This is a genomic window from Gemmatimonadaceae bacterium, assembly GCA_035633115.1.
In the GTDB taxonomy this organism is placed as follows: domain Bacteria; phylum Gemmatimonadota; class Gemmatimonadetes; order Gemmatimonadales; family Gemmatimonadaceae; genus UBA4720.
Genome location: DASQFN010000047.1, coordinates 457597 through 475386 on the forward strand (window position 1 = coordinate 457597; position 17790 = coordinate 475386).

Below are 17790 nucleotides of genomic sequence, written 5' to 3' on the forward strand. Positions count from 1 at the left end.
TGATCGGATGAAACGCAACGCTCGCCCGGCGCGGGATGTGACATCGACGGGAGGCGCCGGCCGCAGCGACCCGAGCGAGCCGGTGGTTCCAGCCGCAAGTCTCAAAGGCCCGCCGCTCGAGACACTCTGGGCGGCAGTGACCTATGCTGTCCTGACCTTCTCCCTCGCCTGGCCCGCGCTCGCCGGAAAGTTTCTCGTCGGCGGGAACAGCGACCAGTACATCGCGGGTTATGCCTTCCGGGAATTCGCTGCGAGCACGCTGCGAGCTACCGGAGAGTTTCCTTTGTGGAATCCGTACCTGTTCGGAGGAATGCCATTCGTCGCGGCGATGCATGGCGACATCTTCTATCCGACGTTTCTGCTCCGGATGATCCTGCCCACTGACGTCGCCATGACGTGGGGGTTCGTCATTCACGTTTTTCTCGCCGGCCTCTTCACGTTCCTGTTCCTGCGCGCGTGTGGCTTCGGTTTTTTTGGATCGCTGTTCGGCGGAGTCGCGTACATGATGGGGGGCCAGGTCGCGTCTCTTGTTTCTCCGGGACACGACGGAAAGCTGTTCGTCAGCGCGCTGTTCCCGCTCACGCTTCTTATGCTGCTCCGCGGAATCCGCGACGGAAAGCGATGGAGCTGGGGCGCGCTGGCTCTCGTGATCGGTCTCGTAGTGCTCAGTCCGCATCCGCAGCTGCTTCAATACCTGCTGCTGGCCTCGGGCGCATTTGCGCTTTTTCTGGCGATCTCCGGGTGGAGAAGGGAAGAGCTGACCTCGCGGGAAGCAGCTATGCGCCTCGGCTTCGCTCTGGGCGCAGTCGTGATTGGCGGGCTCATGGGGGCAATCCAATATCTTCCGCTTCGCGAGTATGTCCCCTGGTCGCCACGAGCCGGCGGTTTGCCTGACTACACCGTCGCAACTTCGTACGCATGGCCGACGAGCGAGCTCTTCAACGCGTACCTCCCTCAATTCACCGGAATACTCAGAAACTACTGGGGCGAGAGCGGTATCCACTTCCACAGCGACTACGTCGGGGTCGCGGTCCTGTTGATGGCCGGCGCTGCATTCTCGAGTCTCAGGACCGACCCTCGCCGGCGTCTGATCCTGTTCTTCACCGGGACGGTGATCATCGCCACACTCTGGGCGATGGGCTCACACACGCCGTTCTATCGCATCCCGTACGCTCTCGTGCCCGGAACGAAATTCTTTCGCGCACCGAATTCGGTTTTCTTCGTTGGCTCGCTTGGAATCGGTGTGCTGGCCGCGGCGGGAGTCGATCATGTCATCGATCGCGTCGTGGGCAGGAGATATCTGTATGCGTGGCTCGGGTTCGGGGCATTCATCGCTGTTCTCGCCTCAGCAGGCATCTTGACGTCAATCGCCGAGAGCCTTGCTCACGAGCAGACGCTGGACCGTGCGATCGCAAACTCGCTCGACCTGATGCTCGGAGCGTGGCGATCGTTCGGCTTCGTCGTCGCAACGGTTGCACTCGTGCTCCTCACACAGCGCGGGAAGATTCCGCTCAGGGCAGGTGGCTGGGCGCTATCGGCATTGGCCGCGGTGGATCTCTGGACGATCCTCCGGTATTACTGGGTGTTTTCACCCGCCGCCGCGCAGCTGTTCGCGTCCGACCCGACGCTCGACGCCCTGAAACGAGAAACCCAGCCGGGCAGGGTGATTGCCGTTCCTCTCGCTGCGATCGGAAATCGCGATCCCATCCTGGAGGGCGATGCCCTGATGGTCCACCGGATTCGAAACGTGCTCGGATATCACGGAAATCAGCTCGGCAGGTACAATGCGCTGCTGGATAAGGACCAGGGATATCGTCAGATAGTAAATCCCAATGTGTGGCAGCTCCTGAACGCGCGATTCCTCCTCACAAACGCGGAGAATCCGGAGCAGCTGTTCCCGGGAGCCACGCCGGTTGCGGGGCCGGCACAGGATGCGGCCGGTATCACACTGTATCTCTACAGACTGCCCGGTGACAATCCATACGCCTGGGTAGTCCCAATCATCGTGAAGGCTCCGGACGACGCAGTACTTGGAACCGTTCTCGACCGTCGCTTCGACGTGCGACGCGCCGCGCTGTTCGACACGGCGGCCGCCGTCACGGGCATCGAGAACGTCACCGCGTTGCCGGAGCCTCTTGCGGTGAAGGCGTCGGTAACGCGCTACGCTCCGGGCAGCGTCGGCATCCGTCTCGATTCGCCGGCTCCGCGCGGATCTGCTCTCGTAGTGAGCGAAAACTTTTACCCGGGGTGGCAGGCAACCGTCGCCGGAAAGCCCGTGCCGACCGGACGCGCCGATTTCTCGCTGATCGGTGTCCAACTACCCGAGGGAGCAACGGAGGTCAACTTGTCTTTTGCAAGCGCTGCATATCAACACGGGAAGGTGATCACGCTGATCGCCCTTGCCGCCGCAGTTCTTCTGACTGGTGTCGGCGCAGTCGCGCAGCGGAGAGCGATTGCCTGAGAAAGCGCTCGTAATCGTTCCGACGTACAACGAGCGGGACAATGTCCCGCAAATTGTTCCGGAAATTCTCTCGCAGGATCCGTCGCTGGACGTTCTTATCGTCGACGACGGATCTCCCGACGGAACGGGTGCGGTAGCCGATGAAATGGCGGCGGCTGACCCGCGCGTTCATGTGATTCATCGGCAGGGAAAGCTCGGCCTCGGCACTGCGTATATCGCGGGCTTCAAGTGGGCGCTCGCGCGCGACTACGCTTTTATCTTCGAGATGGACGCTGACTTTTCGCATCCCCCCGAGCGCATTCCCGATTTCCTTCGCGCCATTCAGAATGCGGACCTCGTGCTTGGCTCGAGGTATCTGAACGGCGAAGTGAACGTCGTCAACTGGCCAATGAGCAGGCTGTTCCTCAGCTATTCCGCGAACATCTACGCGCGAGGAGTCACGGGCCTGCCTGTCTTCGACGCCACGGGTGGCTTCAAGTGCTTTCGCCGGGTTGTGCTGGAGTCGATCAATCTCGATGACGTCCGCTCGAACGGGTACGCGTTTCAGATCGAGATGAGCTTCCGCGCCTGGCGGAAGGGCTTTCGAATTGTCGAGATTCCGATTGTCTTCTTCGATCGCACGAAGGGCTCGAGCAAAATGTCGAAGAAAATCGTGAGAGAGGCAGTATGGATGGTCTGGCGGCTTCGATTGTGGGGCCTGCTGAGAAGGGTGTGACGAGCGCCGGCAGGTCCTTCTATAAGATGAGTGGCTCGGGCAACGATTTCGTCTTTTTTGACATAGACGCCGAGCCGGCTGGTGATCTCGAGACGCCTGAGGCAATTCAGGCGATTTGCGCCAGGGGAACGGGCGTCGGCGCGGATGGCCTCGTATTCTTCAGCCGCCCGCAGGACGATGTGGTGGACATCCGCTACTACAACAGTGACGGCTCCAGCGGGGAGCTCTGCGGAAACGCCACGCTTTGCTCGGTGCGACTGGCGAAGATCCTCGGCAGCTCAGCGGACAGCTTCACGATCCACACCGATGCGGGGGACGTCGACGCGCGGCTTGTGGATGGTCTGCCTGAAATCGATCTCGAGGGTGTCGTTGACGTGACACCTGACTTCTCGCCAATTCCGCCCGCTGGCTCCGAGCAGAGACTGGGCTACGCCATGGTCGGCGTTCCTCACGTCGTTATCGAAGTACCCGACGTTTCGGCGGTCGACATTGTTGGGCGAGGCCGTGAGGTCCGTACCCACCGATCGCTGGCCATGGGCGCCAACGTAAATTTCGTGGCTCGTGACACCGGTGACGGAAAAGAGTGGTCGATTCGCACCTATGAGCGAGGCGTGGAGGGCGAGACCCTCGCGTGCGGGACCGGCGCTGTGGCCGCTGCCGTCCTGCTGACGGCTTGGGGAAGGGCTTCGGAGCCTGTAGGCTTGGTGACGAAATCCGGGCGGACCTTGTCGGTTCGGCTCAGGAAAGTTGGAGCTGGATGGAATCCCTCTTTGCGCGGTGCGGCCGATCTCGTCTTTACGGGCCGGCTGGAGCCCGTCCGCTAACATGCCTCGTGATGTGCATCAGCTTAGCTTCGAAAGGCGTTTAGGGACAAGAGGATACGCCGCGTGCACCCCTAGAGGAGAAGAGAGTTTCTCCACATTTCCTGTGGTTGCGGAGTTTACATAACATATATTATACGTTGTTCCTTTCACCCATGGGCAGGTCGCTCGAGGCTTGACCTCCTAGCCCTTCTGCTGCGCTGCCACGGGCGTCGCCGGGGCCGCCAGCATCTCGCCGAGCCGCACGCGAGCCTCTCCCGCCACCGTGCCTTTCGAGTCTGCCGCGAGCACAGACCAGATCCGCTTCGCATCCTCCTTCCGGCCGCCGAGCAGATATGCGTTTGCCGCGAGCGACTCGTAGCGCTGCCGGTCCTGGTCAAACCGCGCCTTCTTAGCCGCGGCCTGGTACTCGGCCGCAGCTTCGACGAATCTGCGAAGCTGCTCGTAACCGGCCGCCAACAAAACGTGTCCGGACGCAGCGAACTCCTCGGATGATTCCAGCTTTGGGATGGCCTGCTTCAGAATTGTGATGCCTTCCTGGTACTTGCCTTGATCGTACTCGAGCTGAGCAAGGGTCAGGACGGCCTGCTTCGCCGCCGGCGTCCCGTCGTACCGGGTGATCATCTTCCTAAGGTCAGACTCCGCGAGCGGCAGGTTTCCAGCGGCCATCGACTGTTCCGCCGCATAATATGCCCGCTCGGCTCGCTCCCCTTTGAGGTTCTCAGACCGGGTGTAAAACCAGAAGCCTCCGACGAGCACGGCGATGGCAACGACTGCTCCGGTTACTGCTTTGCTGTGGAGCTCCAACCAGTCGGACATCATTTCGAAACGATTATCGGAAGTTGCGCGAGGTCGGTGCGGCGAAGTCATGTATTGAGGGATTCGTGTGAGTATCGAGCTGTAGACGAACGTCTGAAAGTGCCCCCGGGGTGACTCGAACACCCGGCCAACGGTTTAGGAATTTGTTTTAAACCGTTTCTAATGTGAAACAATCTTTCGCTTTTGGGCAATTCTCCGAGGGAAATTAACGGGTGAACGGCACTCCTGCATCGGCCTGTTTTTCAAATTTGTTCAGACCTTTTCAGCCGAATTTGTCCAGAATTTGTCCAAGGCGTTTCCTTTTTCGGCCGATGAAATGCTGGTATGTCGGTCGCTGGCGTAGTTCCGATGTGTAGTCCGCGGCCGGAAGTTCGCACGCGCTCGCCCTCTCTCTCTCTTGCTTTCTTTAGCCTCAAGTAGGTGCAGCTAACCGACACACCAACATTCGCTGCGTCTAACGGCCCCGGTCTTAAGGACTTACGGTCATGTCGGTTGCAGTTTGAACCGTCACGAACCGCCATAACCGACATTTTGCCGTGAACAGTCCGGTTACGCCCCCCTACGAAAACGAACGCCCCCACATCGTCGCGACATGCCAGACCAAGTAGAACACTGCGCCAGCGATTAACAGGCGAAACTGCCAACGGCTGTATTTCGCGGTCGCAGCCGAGTTTGTTTCGGCCGCCTGACGCACGCCGTCCGCAGCAGCCTCAATGAGCTGTGGGTGATTCGGAAGGCCGGGATGCTTACCCTCTTGTATCTGAAGCAGAGCAACGTTGGCGCGCATCGTTGCGTTCATCCATTGGATGTATTTACACCCGCAGAAGAAACTTGCGCCGTAACACAGAACGGCTGCAGCAAGCGGAATTTGCGCGAGTTGAAAACGCGCTTCCTGTGTCTGCCGCACGACAAGCCCAATTGCAGCGGCAGCGATGGCAAGCAGAAAATATGCGTATTTCGCTTGGCTCTCGGTCAGGCGCGAATGAAGACTGTGGGCGCCGGATTCGTTCACATGATTCGCCTTTTCATTGTCTCGGCGTTCACCGCTTTGACGGCGTGCGCGTAGTCGCTGACTAGCGTTTCGAGAATTTCGCGCAGTTCGTCAGTAGGCTCAATTTCACCGCGCAGCAACAGCGCCGCCTCAGTCTCCGAGATGCCCGCCGCAACGGCGATGGCAAACGTACTTGTGAATCCGGCAGTAACAACGGCGGCGAGGCGACCGAACTTCGATGCGACGATACTATGCTCAGGCATTTCTGTCACTATCCATGTTGAAAGGGTCGTCTGGCATGTCGGCGTTTTGCCTTTCAGGCCAGAGGTACGGGCCTCTGCCTTCCCCCGGCAATTAAGGCTGTAAGACAACTTCCGCGGCCAAGCCAAGACTCGCGACGGCAATGTCACGCGCACCGCCCGTCAGTTCATGTGCTTGCTTTGACAGTCGTGCAAGCGTTTGATGCGCTGGGTTAGTAGCGTCGAATCGTGGAATCGGAAGATGTCGCAACGTGAGGGGAGACACCGCAGTGAAATTGGCGAAGCGTTCCAAGAGGCGCTGCAATGCAGGAGAATTGATCATTCCTGCCAAATAGTAAGCCTCCTCCTCCACAACGGTTCGATAGAAAATCACTTTGTGGTCGGGAACGGGCATCACGGTCCGCCCAAGAGATGGATCCCAGATTTCTCGGAGAACTGCGGCAGCCGGCGGAATCGCGATTTCATTCACACAGACCAGAAACCCACCCGGCTCGAAATGGCGAACCCCGGCCAAATGCCACCACAGTTGCGCTGTTGCCACAAACTGAAAATATCTCGGGCGGTCAATGAGCCGCTCTCTAAACTGTGCGAGATATGCATGTGTTGCCCGGTACGGCCCGGTCATTTCTGCCTGCGTTAGCGGCCGAGAGCGAGTTGCGACATCATGGGCAAGAATCACGTATTGGCTGGGCTCAACGCTGAAGGGACCGACGTCTCGTCCTCTCACGGCTGGAACGACGAGGTCGGCATCGACGGCGCCGATTTGGGGGCCGCGCGCAATTACGGCTTGGTCTCGTCCCGCACTGGGAATGTTCTCCACCCTAATTTTTCGTTGCCGATCAACCCTCCCGCGCAAAGTTACAAAGAATATCCCGTTCGCCCCACGAGTATGAAACCCAACACCAAACGTGTAGGTCGAAGGCTGCCCACGAAGTGGAACCTCGCCGGGCCGCCACCACGCCAACGGAGAGGCGTCGTACGTACTGATGGGCGTCCACGCAACGTCCTCCCCTCGCACAGTGCTTCTCCGGACAATGTCCCACTGTCCGTCTGTAATCTGAGTTCCTCCAACCGCCCGGACCCAACGCGAACCCGGAACTGGGAACTGATGAACTTGGTCGCGCCGTAGCACGACAACTATCGGCGAGTTGCTTGCCTCAGGACTAAAAGGCTGGACCTCCGAGAAATCCATAACTTCGACCGGCCGGAAGCGAACGTCTATGACACGTCGCGCGGTTGCTTCGCGTGCACTGCTTATGTGAAATAGTCGAAACGCGCGGTTAGCTGGGTCGCCTGTGATTACTGACTTTGGAAGCACGTAAGCGAGAACACCGTTGGGGGCCAAGTAACGCTCAATAGCGGTCGCGGTGACGAGCACGGCGATGTCGGAAGTTTGCAAGGAGCGAGTTTCGACAACTCCGGGCATTTGCGGAGTCCGATGAATTCCATAATCCTTCCAAATCGGTTCCGCCTTCCGACGCCATGCTTCTGGCAAACGAGTCCAGGTCAACCACGGTGGATTCCCTACGACCACATCGAAACGGCCCAAAGAAAGCGGCGCGAATCGATTTTCGATAATCTCGGCCCATACCTCATCGACGCCACGTGCATGAAGCTCGAGAAGACGAGAATACAGGACGCGGAGAACGGCCTCAGCATTTTCCCACTCGCTGACCGATTGGGTGACTGGCGTTAGGCCAGCAAGTCCGAACTCAGCAGTCAAAGTTTGTACAAATTCGTCCTCAGGCAGCGCGATTCTGATTGATTGTCGAAGGAGCGTAGCCAGCTGAGAGATTTTGGCCTGAGTTTGGAATTCGACCGGCACCGCAAATGGCTGTTCTAGACTCGTCAAGAATTCAAGATACCGGCGACCGGAAAGCGCATCGTCTCTCACGAAATCCGCCTGCAATGGAGGTTCAGCAGGCAACAGCACCGAATCAGCGAGCCACACGGGCAAAAACAAATCGCCAACGCTGGCTAAGTCAGCAAGCGCGATTAGATAGTTCATCCTTGCGGCGATCACCGCAACTGGATTGATGTCTATGCCGACGACATCATTCAAAACCGCTTGTACTTCAGCCTGAGTTGGATTGGGAGTCGTGGAGCGCAGCGATTGAAGGCGACTCGTTATGACTGGCGTGAGAAATGTCCCTGTCCCGCAGGTGCAATCGAGCACTCTACCCGCAGCGAGCGCAGCGCCGTTACGACTCGCAGCGTCTAGTGTGGCCTGCGCGAGCCAGCTAGGCGTTAAGAATTCACCAAGCGAGCGCCGTAGCTCGCGCGGCGTAAGTCCTTGATACAGGTCACGTAGCAAGTCAGTCGTCGGCGCTGCGCCATACGCGATACGTGGAAAAGCAAAGTTGCCTAACGCTGCGCATAGATCACGTATTCCATCGAGAAAGGCAACCCGAGTAGCGAGGTTCTCCGTGTACCAAGAGAAAACGTCGCCTTCAAGGAGGTTTCCAATGTTTATCGTGCTCGGAATCCGCCCTTGCTCAAGCCTGACGAGCATGTCGGCTATTTGACCGTCATCGAGCGTTGGCCAGTGTGACGGCTGGGACTCCGACTCTTGGCCCGAAATGGCCAAGATTTCCGCGGCAACCAAGCGAACGCCTAATGCGAAATACGAGTGTAGCGCGAACAGATGCTCACCTAATAAGGCATCTGTCGTCGTACCGTAAGCGGCCCGCAAGGCCGTTATCGCTGGGCCGTCGCCATCATCTAGAGTGCCGTACGCAACTTCGAGCGACCGGCGCCATTCCCGAAAGAACGTATCCACACGGTCGCCCGCAGCGCGGTTATGCACGACCTCCAGCATCTGACTCAGCAGGCGACGAGCGACTTCGGAACCGGGGCCAAACGCTTCGACAAGGCCCGCGCCGGTGACAGCCGCCTTTGGATTCGAACCCACAATTTGCAGAAACCGGCGACACGCGGCAGTCGAGTTAGTGCGCCAAATGAATTGATCCGCGGCATACGTGGACGGCGCTCCGAATAAATCCAGGCTAGGCTGTACGCCCTCGTCGCGCACCAAGAATCCCCACGTTGCGCCGTCGCACACAACCGCCGAGAACATCTCGGTTGTTCCGATGCGGTCTCTTTCCGATTCGAGATACTGGAGTGCCTGTTCGGCTGCGTGTTCTTTTTTTGCAGGCGTATCCATTCGCCACTCGTATTCGACGACAACGCCGCCGTAGGCAGTGTCAAGCCTGCCTCCTGCGCTTCTGCGTTCAGACCGTATTTGCGTCAGCGAAAACCCGTAAAGGTCTCTGAGCGCCCTATCAATTACTGGCTCGACAAGCAGTCGCAGCTCGGTTTCGTTGGTGCGTTGCCGCACTGCCGTCTCCATCGCCTCGAATACTGCCTCGGCGTGTCTTGTCAGCTCGGCTTCAATTGGTGGCATTCAGAGGCAAGTAGTTCGAGATAGTCCCTTCGCCGAACTCAGACGAGGCGCAACGCGCGACGAAAGCCACACGCCGCGCTCGCAGTTTCCCGCGGACAGAAGTTTGGCCCTGCAACGGAGTGTGGCAAGGCCAATCTCAAACAGGACGCATCGTTTTCGTGCAGTTCCCTACTCTCTTGCGGCGCCCGGTCGATTCACTTTACCCGAGTTTGTGTCCTTGCGTTACGGCACGAATCACGGTGGCATTCAGTTTCAATTCGCGAACTCCGTAGCCAGTTGCATCCGGGTACAAGTTCCCGCTCGTCCTCGGTTATGGGGCCGTCCCAGTTGGTAGTTTTGCGTCGGTGTCGGTGCGTCGAAGCCACTTCATAACCTCCTCGTCGGGATGCGCTAAGAATTCCTCACCGCCAGAAATGTGTACGCCAGCGGAAACTCTGTCGCCAATCAACGGACGCAGCGGTTGTCTCGCGAGCGCATCGCGTAAGTTCTCGGCATTCTTTTCGAAGCTCGACCTTTCAAACAGAAAATTCGCGCTGTCTCCGGGAGGCAGTCGGTGTGGTAGCTGTGGCGCGAGCGGTGGTAACGGCGGAATCTGAATAAACCGTCCGCGTCCCATAAAGCCGACCTTCCACAATACCCCCTGAATCACCACATCGCGAAATCCATCGTTGACGACGCGGATGCTCAAGTACTGCGGCGCCGGACTGGTCGGAAGGCCGACGATCAAAATGCTTCCATAGGTCACGCGCACGCTCAGCGACGGGCGATTCTGTGTGCGAGCAAGCCACAGAGCGACCGCGACGGCACTGACCGTTCCGATCGCAGCAAACCACGTCCCCAAGAGCATCAAGATGTCGTACGTCGATTCTTGCACCGTGACGACCTACGCGCCGCTCACGCTTGCCAGACGCAGCTCCGTCGTTTTCTCGACGAGCGCCCGCCGCCGGTGCACGGGTGTCTTTTTGTAGTAGAGCATCCTCGTTGTAATCTGCGCGTGCCCGGCTTCGTATTGAACATCTTGAATCGGCTCGCCCGCATCAGCGCGGAGAGTCACCAGGCGGTGGCGGAGGTCATGCTGACGGAATCCTTGCTGCACCCCGGCCCGCTTTGCGGCACTCGCAAAGGGACGGCGAAGCGTCTTTATGCGCCGCTCGAGCAATCCGGCAACCGTCGATTTGCCCCATTGTCTGGTGCCATTCACGATGATTTGCCGCTCATTAGTCCGTAGTAACTCCACTTGGCGCCGGTCCGGCTCGATCTCGGCGCGCCGCGCCAGTTCTACGGGGTCGATGGCAACGGCGAGCGAGTCAGCGAGGGTCGGCATTGTCGCTCGCGCTTATGTCGGTTGGCCCACCGTTATGTCGGTTGAATTATCGACCGACATAAGACGGACAATGCCGAGGAAACGGCCCAACTCCCGGTGCTATTTGTCCAACCGGCTCAAAAGCGGAACATGATCGCTGTAAGTCGTTGAGTGACAGTGCCCCCGGGGTGACTCGAACACCCGGCCAACGGTTTAGGAAACCGCTGCTCTATCCACCTGAGCTACGGGGGCGAGGTTGCACTACAACAACTTAGCTAATTGGCCCTCGCGGTTTCCATCGCTTTGTTTGCCGTTTGTTTGCCGTTGAGCCTCTGAGCGACCGCGCGGGGCCGGTCCGTTGAGTCGATGATGTTGGTCAGACATATCACGTGTCTTCCATCCGGAGCCTGCGGCGACCCTTAACTCTGGGGGGGCTTCGATAGTCTGCCTGACCCTGCGAAGTATGTTCTCAACCAATGCCACAAGGAGTGGCTCGGATCCACTGGCACGACACTCGTTCATGCCTAAACGCACTCTTTTGAGTTGACCAGCGATATTCTTGAACGGCTGGGGCAACCCCGCGCCTCAACTCGCGGAGCGCCCCGTAAAGCCCGTCGTCAAGCCGGATCAGCCGTAAGACGAGTGTGCGACGATTGTCGCGACGCCTGTCTTGACGGTTGTCAGTACACCGTTAGATATAGACGGTGTGTAGCGCATGCGTAGAACGTGTGTACTACACAGAGGGTGGAGCGCCCGGGGATCGAACCCGGCCTGTAGATCCTATGAAGGGACCCAGGGTTACCAAACGCGCCCCCCGCTTTGTTTCATCTGCGGCCCGGAGCAACACGCCTCCGGGCCGTACTTTTTTTGTACCTGAGTCGAGTTTGGGCGAGTTCGTGCTTTCACGCAAGGGGCGAAATATTCGCTCACACTTTTTAGGACTCACGCCTGGCAAGCGTGTGCTCTTGACCATCGGTCTATAGGTTCGATTCTGACCGTTTTTCCCTCTATAAAGCCGTAAGGAGCAACGGATTTTCGAAACCGACTAACCATCGGTTCAATTCCGGTTTTGCAAAACAAATTCGCCTAAAGTGTTTGCGAAAATAGTTTGCTAAGGTGGTTTTTCGCGCGAAAACACCCAATGAATTCCTGAAGCCCGTTCTGACGCCCGCGGCGAGCAGTACCTCAGTCGGGTGGCGAGGTCGTCTCGGAGCGCGCGTTTACGCTGGCACCTCATCTGAAGGTGGTTCGGGCATTGTGCAGGCAAGTAGAAACTTCTCACCTAGCACTGTAATGTGGACGTCCAGGGTACGCGGACGGCCGGACCGGGCAATGAATCGCTGAATCTTTTTGTTTTTGTCGGCGAAGCTGGAGCCGTCGTCGTCGTCAAGCGGAAGTCGTTCAACCAGGCCGAATGAAATCAGCGTATCAACTCCCTGCTCGACTTCGGTCTGGGGCAGACTTGGATCGTTGAGTCTCTCGTGAATTAGCGTCAGCTGTGAAAGCTGCGGCGTGAGGCGTCTGAATGGGCGGTTGTAGCCGATCGCAGCAATGGCCTCAAGGACTCGTGCGTCGAGCGGAGTCAGGCTTGAGAGAATCTGAATATAGATCGGACGCACTTTCCCCGGCGTCTGTCCGTTGGCTGCATTGGCCAGCAACGCGGCCCACTTCTCCGCGAGCATCTCGTCCTCCTCCAGCCCACCGTGCTCGAGGAGTGGGAGAAGAATCTTTGGCGGCACTTCAACGGGTTCGGCCCGCGCGGCCTGAAGGCCTGCTATTGCACGCTCCGCCAGTTTCCTTCGGCGATCGATCAAAAACCCGGGAACGATTGAATGCCCTATTCCGTCTGCGAGCGGGCCGACAATTCGCAAGAAAATCTTTGCTGCCGTCGGAGTAAGACGATAGGCCGCGATCGCTAATCCGACGCCCTCGGGGGTTATGGGGCTCACACCCCGAAGATAGTTACGCGGAGCCTTTGGGGTAATTCGGCCCTTGCGTTGCGATCCAGGCATCTATTCTGACACGCGCCTTTCGTGCGGCTTCGCTTCGATCTTCTCCCCACACCTCGGGGAACGGGGCCGGCAGCTCCGCTATTGCTCCGTCAGCGTCTTCGCGTGTGAGCTGCACGATCGTCGCCGCATGGGTGAACTGACCAGCAGGCGGGTCGATTTCTTCCACCTCAATCGCGTACGAAAACTTTGGCGAGGTCATGGTTTTTTTATTGATTGCACCGTGCGCTTTTGCTCTATGGCAATGGCTCGACCTTGAGGACGTCGTTGTCGAAGTGCCGGATCAACCCGCATTTGGCGCAAGTAAGAATTAGGACCTGCACCGTTTCGACTGGCATCGTGTTAAGACTTGCATTCATTGGCCGAACGGCCGGCCGCGCGGTACTTCCGCACGCCGGGCAAACATTCTTGACGCCAGCTCGCTCCAATGCGGCTGCCGTTTGCGCGGCGGTGAACTTCGGGGGCTTGTAATCCTTCACGGCGTCTCCCGATCGTTGAGCGGTTGAACGTGCGTACTCCTTGCGTTCTTCGCTAGTCATTTTGTCGAGGATCGTAAATCATCCTGCGTCCTTGATTCCGTGCTTGAGGTTGTATCGCTCAATTGCGCGGTCGATCGCTTCTTTGGCTGAAGTGCCGTTGGAAACCGGATAATAGAGCGGCGGCTGTCCTGGTCCGCGGGTGCGGCAGTAATGCACCATGTAGTGCTCGCCGTTTGTGTGAAGCGTCAACTTGTGAGCGGAGAGGAAGCGGAACCGATCAGCATCGGACGGCACGCAATAAAGCTACGGAACACCGAAAATGTTTGCCGGTCAGTGCCTGCCAATACGGTCAAATAGGGTCATTGAAAGCCAACGCCGCACTATGAAAATGCGTCTTCATAGTACGGCGGGTTTGGTTCAGGAAACCGGTGCTCTATCCACCTGAGCTACGGGGGCGCTTTGAGAAACCTGTTGGAAACTATACAGTTACCGTTTGAAGTTGAACCTGTATGACTGAGTAGTTCTTTGCCCTGTGCCGACGCGCTACGCCGCTTCGTGCTCCCACAGCGTGTATTCTGTGTTATCGATGTAGGGCACGCCTTCCATCATCGGAAATTTCCAGATTGACGATACACCCGGAGTAATGATCGACCTAGTGATATTCTTCGCTCACATAGCGCAACGGTTTTGGATACGCCGAGCGACTATTGTGTGGCTGGAGATTGGAATTGGCATCCTCGGTTCCCTCCTTCTATTAACAGGGGACCACGCCTCGCGCACGACTTGGATTCTCCTAGGGCTGCTGATGACGCCCCCCTGGGGTGGTTGCCTAGTGACTGAGGATTGCCGCTGTACGGCTATTGCGCGTGGGGGTGGACGGTGTAAGAACGCCGTCGTGCGCGGCGCGCATTGCCGATTTCACTCGGCGCACCCTGAGGACCGGGCACGTGTGAAAGCGATGGGGAAACGTGGGGGCATATCGAAAGCCTACGGTGCGCTCCCATCCGCGCCCTCGATTGCGGACGTGGTCGACGTGGACGTGCTCGATCTGGAGACGCCCGCCGGTGCTCGTGCGTTGCTGGCCGGTGCGTTACGTCAGCTCGCGCGCTTGCCGCTCGACGTGCGCGTGGCGAACGCGCTCGCCCAAGTGTGCACGGCGCAACGCGCCATCATCGAATCGAGCGACCTTGTGCGGCGTCTTGACGCGTTGGAAGCGGCGACGGTGCGCCGCGCGGGGTGAGATGGTCGCGGCTACTTGCCACGGTGGGAGATTGCGCGGGCCGGCCGGAAAGCCGAGCTTGATTCGCGCGAGAAGGCAAAGACAGGCGAGAAGGCAAAGACTGTGCATTGGTCGCTCGATTATTACGATCTCGAGGGCTAGTTTGGGCGCGAGGTCGCGCGCGAAGAGCTTTCTCAGATGCTGGGAGCCCAATCGCGTTCAGCCAGATGAATGGCCCCGAGTGATCTTGGGGTCAGCCTGAGCTGCGCTTGCAGCAGTCCGTTAGATAACAACAACCATCATGGAGGGTAGCGTGATGCGCTTCCGTGTAGCAACACTGTTGCTCAGTTTCCTCAGCATCGAGGCATCCGCGCAACCCGGCTGGGGTAAGTTCGAAGGAGCGCTACAGACTGAATGGCTGTCGAACGGGCGAGATATGAAACTTCTTGCGGCGTTTGCGTACGTGGATCAGGCTAGTATGCGGTGGGCGGCGCCGACGGGTTCGATCGTAAATGGCGCCTCGATTCCCCAACCGTTTTGGTCATTCATCGGCGGGCCATTCGAAGGCAAGTATCGCAACGCCTCGGTGGTTCATGATGTCGCCTGTGATCGGCGTGACAAACCGTGGAAGGATGTTCATCGCATGTTCTACAATGCCTCCCGTTTGGGCGGCGTTGGGTTGGTCTCGGGAAAAGTCATGTACTTCGCGGTCTATCACTGGGGGCCGCGCTGGAAGCGACAACGCCGACAGGACGAACTGGATTCCGTAACGCTCGTGGCGCTCCTCCAGGAGGTGCAGCCGCCAACTCGAGCAGTTTCGTCAGATGCTGACTTTCTACGGGGCCGTGAGTTCATCAGGCGACATCCCGATATCTCACTCTCTCGGATTGAAGAGCTGACGAGCGCCGAATTGCTACGGACTGTCCCAAGAGTGCCTCCACCCCTTCGAATAGATCTCGATCGCGATGTCGAGCCGATTCCTGCGAGAGCCTCGAGCGGAAAGGATTCCCTGCCTCCAATGTTTGATTCGCTTGCGGGCGATCTCGCAATATTCGGCGTCGCGCTCGATACCGATGATCGCTTGGTTTCGAGTACGGCGGTGACGACGCTCGAAGCCGCACAACGCCCGTTAGGCACGCGTTCTGACGCTTCGCGCGAATCGGCCGCACGTCACAGACGTCATGGCCGCTACTTGATGTGAACCGCATCACCGCGTAACGTCACCTCGATGACACAGAACTCTCTGTACTACGGCGACAACCTTGACGTGAATCGGCCGCACGTCTCGGACGAATCGGTCGATCTGGTCTACCTCGGCCCTCCCTTCAACTCCAGCGCTAACTGCTAATCAGCCCTAACAGTTTCCATCGGAGTCTTTGCCGTTACTTTGCCGTTGAACCTCTGAGCGACAGCGCGTGACACATGAACAGAGAAATGCTCGACCAACTGAAACAAATGGCGAAGGATGGGCTTCCACGAACCCGGCTGGTACTGATCGCATGGGGCCGCGTCCTCAAAGCGGAACCGATCACCGGCGACGAGTATCCCGAGGACACCCGGAAAACCTTGGTCGCGGTTGTTGATTCGTCGGAACACCCGACCTCTCCGATCGCTGATCGGCATCGTCGCACGCTAGACGTGGCTGCCGAATTTAGCTATCGGTAAATCACGAGGTTGGCCACCTCGGAGCCTTTGGGTGTCCCGCGCTCTGCCAGATAACATCGAACATTGGGTAAAGTGCTTCGCGCACAGTATCTGGATTCGCGACGTTGATGACTACCAGCGGCAACACTATTTCTGAAACGTTGATAGGTTCGCCATGATCATAGCTCCGAACGCCAAGGATTTGAGCATTGCGAACACCTTTTACCGCAAGGCCGAGCGCGTATGGTGCAACGACATCGAGTCGCGTAGCAAGCAACTCCACGGATTTGGGAAACCAATCCAACGCATTCCGGAGCATGTATTCACCGGCGAGCTGGGTCGACTGGGCTTCCTTTCTTACGTAGCCGCTGTCGTAGCCTTCGAGCCCACCGAATCGGAAAAGCTGCGTATATGACCTAATGTGCGTGTCGGGTTGGTGGTAACCCATAAGCCCATCCGAATTGTAACGGCCGTTGCCCCCGCTTGATCCAGGCGGGAAAAGACGTGGAAGCAACTCCTGATAACGTCCGCTCAGATCCAGCATTACGTCAAGCCGACCGAGCGGTAGTACGTGAAAGAAGGCTGGTGACCCAGTATAGAGCCAACCGGCCACGTCGCCGGTCTCGGTTCGGGCGAGGCGCTTCGCCCGAAACATCTCGGCGGCTTCCGACCAAACCGAATGCTCATTGAACATCGAGCGCAGCTCGTTGATGGCTGGTTGATACTTCCCGCTCTCTGAGCGTCGCCAAAACTTATTGCTCTTTTCGAGCGTTACCATGTGCGGGCCTGCGAACCCTTGCGGGATTCCAAGCACCAGAAGTGGATCGCCACCAGCAGGGTTTGCGACTTCTTGTAGCTTGGCCACACCCCCGATTGCTGGGCTCACAGCATCGTTGAGCATTGAAATCAGCCTCGCTTCCTCCGCTGCAAAGCGTAGCTGGGGAATTCCGATTATCTCTTGCGGTAGACCGGTGTTCTGTCCTTCAGAGTCCTTTGCTTCTCGAATCCCGTATACGATCACGCCACCCGCAGTATTTGCTAGCGCAGTGGCGTCTGCGAGGAACTCCATCCGTTCTTTTGTTGAATTCCCCGGCAGTTCGAGCTTGTAGTCTAATAGCCGGGACTCGCCGACCTGATTCTCGTGGAGCGATGCCAAGTCCACTGGTTCAATAGCTCCAACCAGCTTGCCCCGAAGTCTCACTGGGGGCTCATTTCCGATATCGACCTTTTTCGCACCAGTAACGCAGTTTCACCGGGCCTGACTTCGCGTGCATCAAAGCGCTCACTTCGTTGCAGATGTCGCGATTGTATATCTCGCTCTCCCCAGCATCGAAGGTGGCCACATGCACCCTTAGCGAGTCGTTCACAACGCTGTTGCGATATAGCGTGTACGTTTGGCTCGAACTACTGCAAGTAAGCGACATAGCGGCTGCCAGCAACATGCTCAACCGCCGCGCACTCACCGCGATTGTGATCAAGTCAAGCGCGTGACAAGTAGGCGTCTGCGCATTCTTTCGCCCACTGCACGATTTCTTCGTCGTTGTCATCTGGCGTGCCAGCCCGTTCGCCGGGAATAGTGCTCCCGTCAATTGTGACGCGCCATGTTGCGTTGCTCACCCGCGCAACGTCCGGTGGAACTACAGAGGCGACGCCCCCGGAGTGGCAC

The 17790-nt window shown here is 58.2% G+C and carries 17 protein-coding genes and 1 tRNA gene; 7 read left to right on the forward strand and 11 right to left on the reverse strand.

Going from position 1 to position 17790, the window contains the following annotated elements; all coding sequences use genetic code 11:
- Positions 1-7 precede the first annotated feature (7 nt).
- The 3 genes from VES88_06705 to dapF are packed head-to-tail and all read left to right on the forward strand — an operon-like array spanning position 8 to position 4000.
- The gene (locus tag VES88_06705; GenBank protein ID HYN81175.1) at positions 8-2461 is read left to right on the forward strand and encodes a hypothetical protein; all 2454 of its coding nucleotides are present in this window, start codon (positions 8-10) and stop codon (positions 2459-2461) included.
- A complete protein-coding gene (locus VES88_06710; protein HYN81176.1) occupies positions 2454-3176 on the forward strand; it encodes a polyprenol monophosphomannose synthase in 723 nt (240 codons plus the stop codon). Before VES88_06705 ends, VES88_06710 begins: the two co-directional genes overlap by 8 nt.
- On the forward strand, positions 3128-4000 hold the full coding sequence (gene dapF, locus VES88_06715) for a diaminopimelate epimerase (GenBank protein ID HYN81177.1): 873 nt from the start codon (positions 3128-3130) through the stop codon (positions 3998-4000). The genes VES88_06710 and dapF overlap by 49 nt, the downstream gene beginning before the upstream one ends.
- 180 nt (positions 4001-4180) lie before the next feature.
- On the opposite strand, the gene VES88_06720 is transcribed toward dapF, so the two are convergent.
- The 10 genes from VES88_06720 to VES88_06765 all read right to left on the reverse strand — a co-directional run bounded on the left by VES88_06720 (position 4181) and on the right by VES88_06765 (position 13510).
- A complete protein-coding gene (locus tag VES88_06720; GenBank protein ID HYN81178.1) occupies positions 4181-4819 on the reverse strand; it encodes a tetratricopeptide repeat protein in 639 nt (212 codons plus the stop codon).
- A 556-nt stretch (positions 4820-5375) separates the two neighbouring features.
- On the reverse strand, positions 5376-5828 hold the full coding sequence (locus VES88_06725; GenBank protein HYN81179.1) for a hypothetical protein: 453 nt from the start codon (positions 5826-5828) through the stop codon (positions 5376-5378).
- Positions 5825-6070 carry a hypothetical protein gene (locus VES88_06730; protein ID HYN81180.1) on the reverse strand — a complete coding sequence of 82 codons (246 nt, stop codon included), beginning with the start codon at positions 6068-6070 and terminating at the stop codon, positions 5825-5827. Before VES88_06730 ends, VES88_06725 begins: the two co-directional genes overlap by 4 nt.
- 91 nt (positions 6071-6161) lie before the next feature.
- Positions 6162-9470, reverse strand: coding sequence for a hypothetical protein (locus VES88_06735; GenBank protein ID HYN81181.1), 3309 nt, complete (start codon positions 9468-9470; stop codon positions 6162-6164).
- 310 nt (positions 9471-9780) lie between these two features.
- Positions 9781-10197, reverse strand: coding sequence for a hypothetical protein (locus tag VES88_06740; protein ID HYN81182.1), 417 nt, complete (start codon positions 10195-10197; stop codon positions 9781-9783).
- A gap of 156 nt (positions 10198-10353) precedes the next feature.
- A complete protein-coding gene (locus tag VES88_06745) occupies positions 10354-10794 on the reverse strand; it encodes a tyrosine-type recombinase/integrase (protein HYN81183.1) in 441 nt (146 codons plus the stop codon).
- Positions 10795-10951: 157 nt separating this feature from the next.
- A tRNA-Arg gene (locus VES88_06750) sits at positions 10952-11025 on the reverse strand.
- Positions 11026-11993: 968 nt separating this feature from the next.
- Entirely contained in the window at positions 11994-12722 is a 729-nt protein-coding gene (locus VES88_06755) for an Abi-alpha family protein (protein ID HYN81184.1), read from the reverse strand.
- 13 nt (positions 12723-12735) lie between these two features.
- Positions 12736-12984, reverse strand: coding sequence for a hypothetical protein (locus tag VES88_06760; GenBank protein HYN81185.1), 249 nt, complete (start codon positions 12982-12984; stop codon positions 12736-12738).
- Between the two features lie 355 nt (positions 12985-13339).
- The gene (locus tag VES88_06765) at positions 13340-13510 is read right to left on the reverse strand and encodes a hypothetical protein (GenBank protein HYN81186.1); all 171 of its coding nucleotides are present in this window, start codon (positions 13508-13510) and stop codon (positions 13340-13342) included.
- A 775-nt stretch (positions 13511-14285) separates the two neighbouring features.
- Here VES88_06765 and VES88_06770 point away from each other — a divergent pair.
- The 4 genes from VES88_06770 to VES88_06785 all read left to right on the forward strand — a co-directional run bounded on the left by VES88_06770 (position 14286) and on the right by VES88_06785 (position 16145).
- Positions 14286-14501, forward strand: a complete 216-nt coding sequence (locus VES88_06770; GenBank protein ID HYN81187.1) for a hypothetical protein — start codon at positions 14286-14288, stop codon at positions 14499-14501.
- A 15-nt stretch (positions 14502-14516) separates the two neighbouring features.
- Positions 14517-14642 carry a hypothetical protein gene (locus tag VES88_06775; protein HYN81188.1) on the forward strand — a complete coding sequence of 42 codons (126 nt, stop codon included), beginning with the start codon at positions 14517-14519 and terminating at the stop codon, positions 14640-14642.
- A 154-nt stretch (positions 14643-14796) separates the two neighbouring features.
- Positions 14797-15681 carry a DUF1353 domain-containing protein gene (locus VES88_06780; GenBank protein HYN81189.1) on the forward strand — a complete coding sequence of 295 codons (885 nt, stop codon included), beginning with the start codon at positions 14797-14799 and terminating at the stop codon, positions 15679-15681.
- Positions 15682-15914: 233 nt separating this feature from the next.
- Positions 15915-16145 carry a hypothetical protein gene (locus VES88_06785; protein ID HYN81190.1) on the forward strand — a complete coding sequence of 77 codons (231 nt, stop codon included), beginning with the start codon at positions 15915-15917 and terminating at the stop codon, positions 16143-16145.
- A 1-nt stretch (position 16146) separates the two neighbouring features.
- Here VES88_06785 and VES88_06790 read toward each other — a convergent pair whose 3' ends face one another.
- On the reverse strand, positions 16147-17325 hold the full coding sequence (locus tag VES88_06790; GenBank protein HYN81191.1) for an ATP-binding protein: 1179 nt from the start codon (positions 17323-17325) through the stop codon (positions 16147-16149).
- Between the last annotated feature and the right edge of the window lie 465 nt (positions 17326-17790).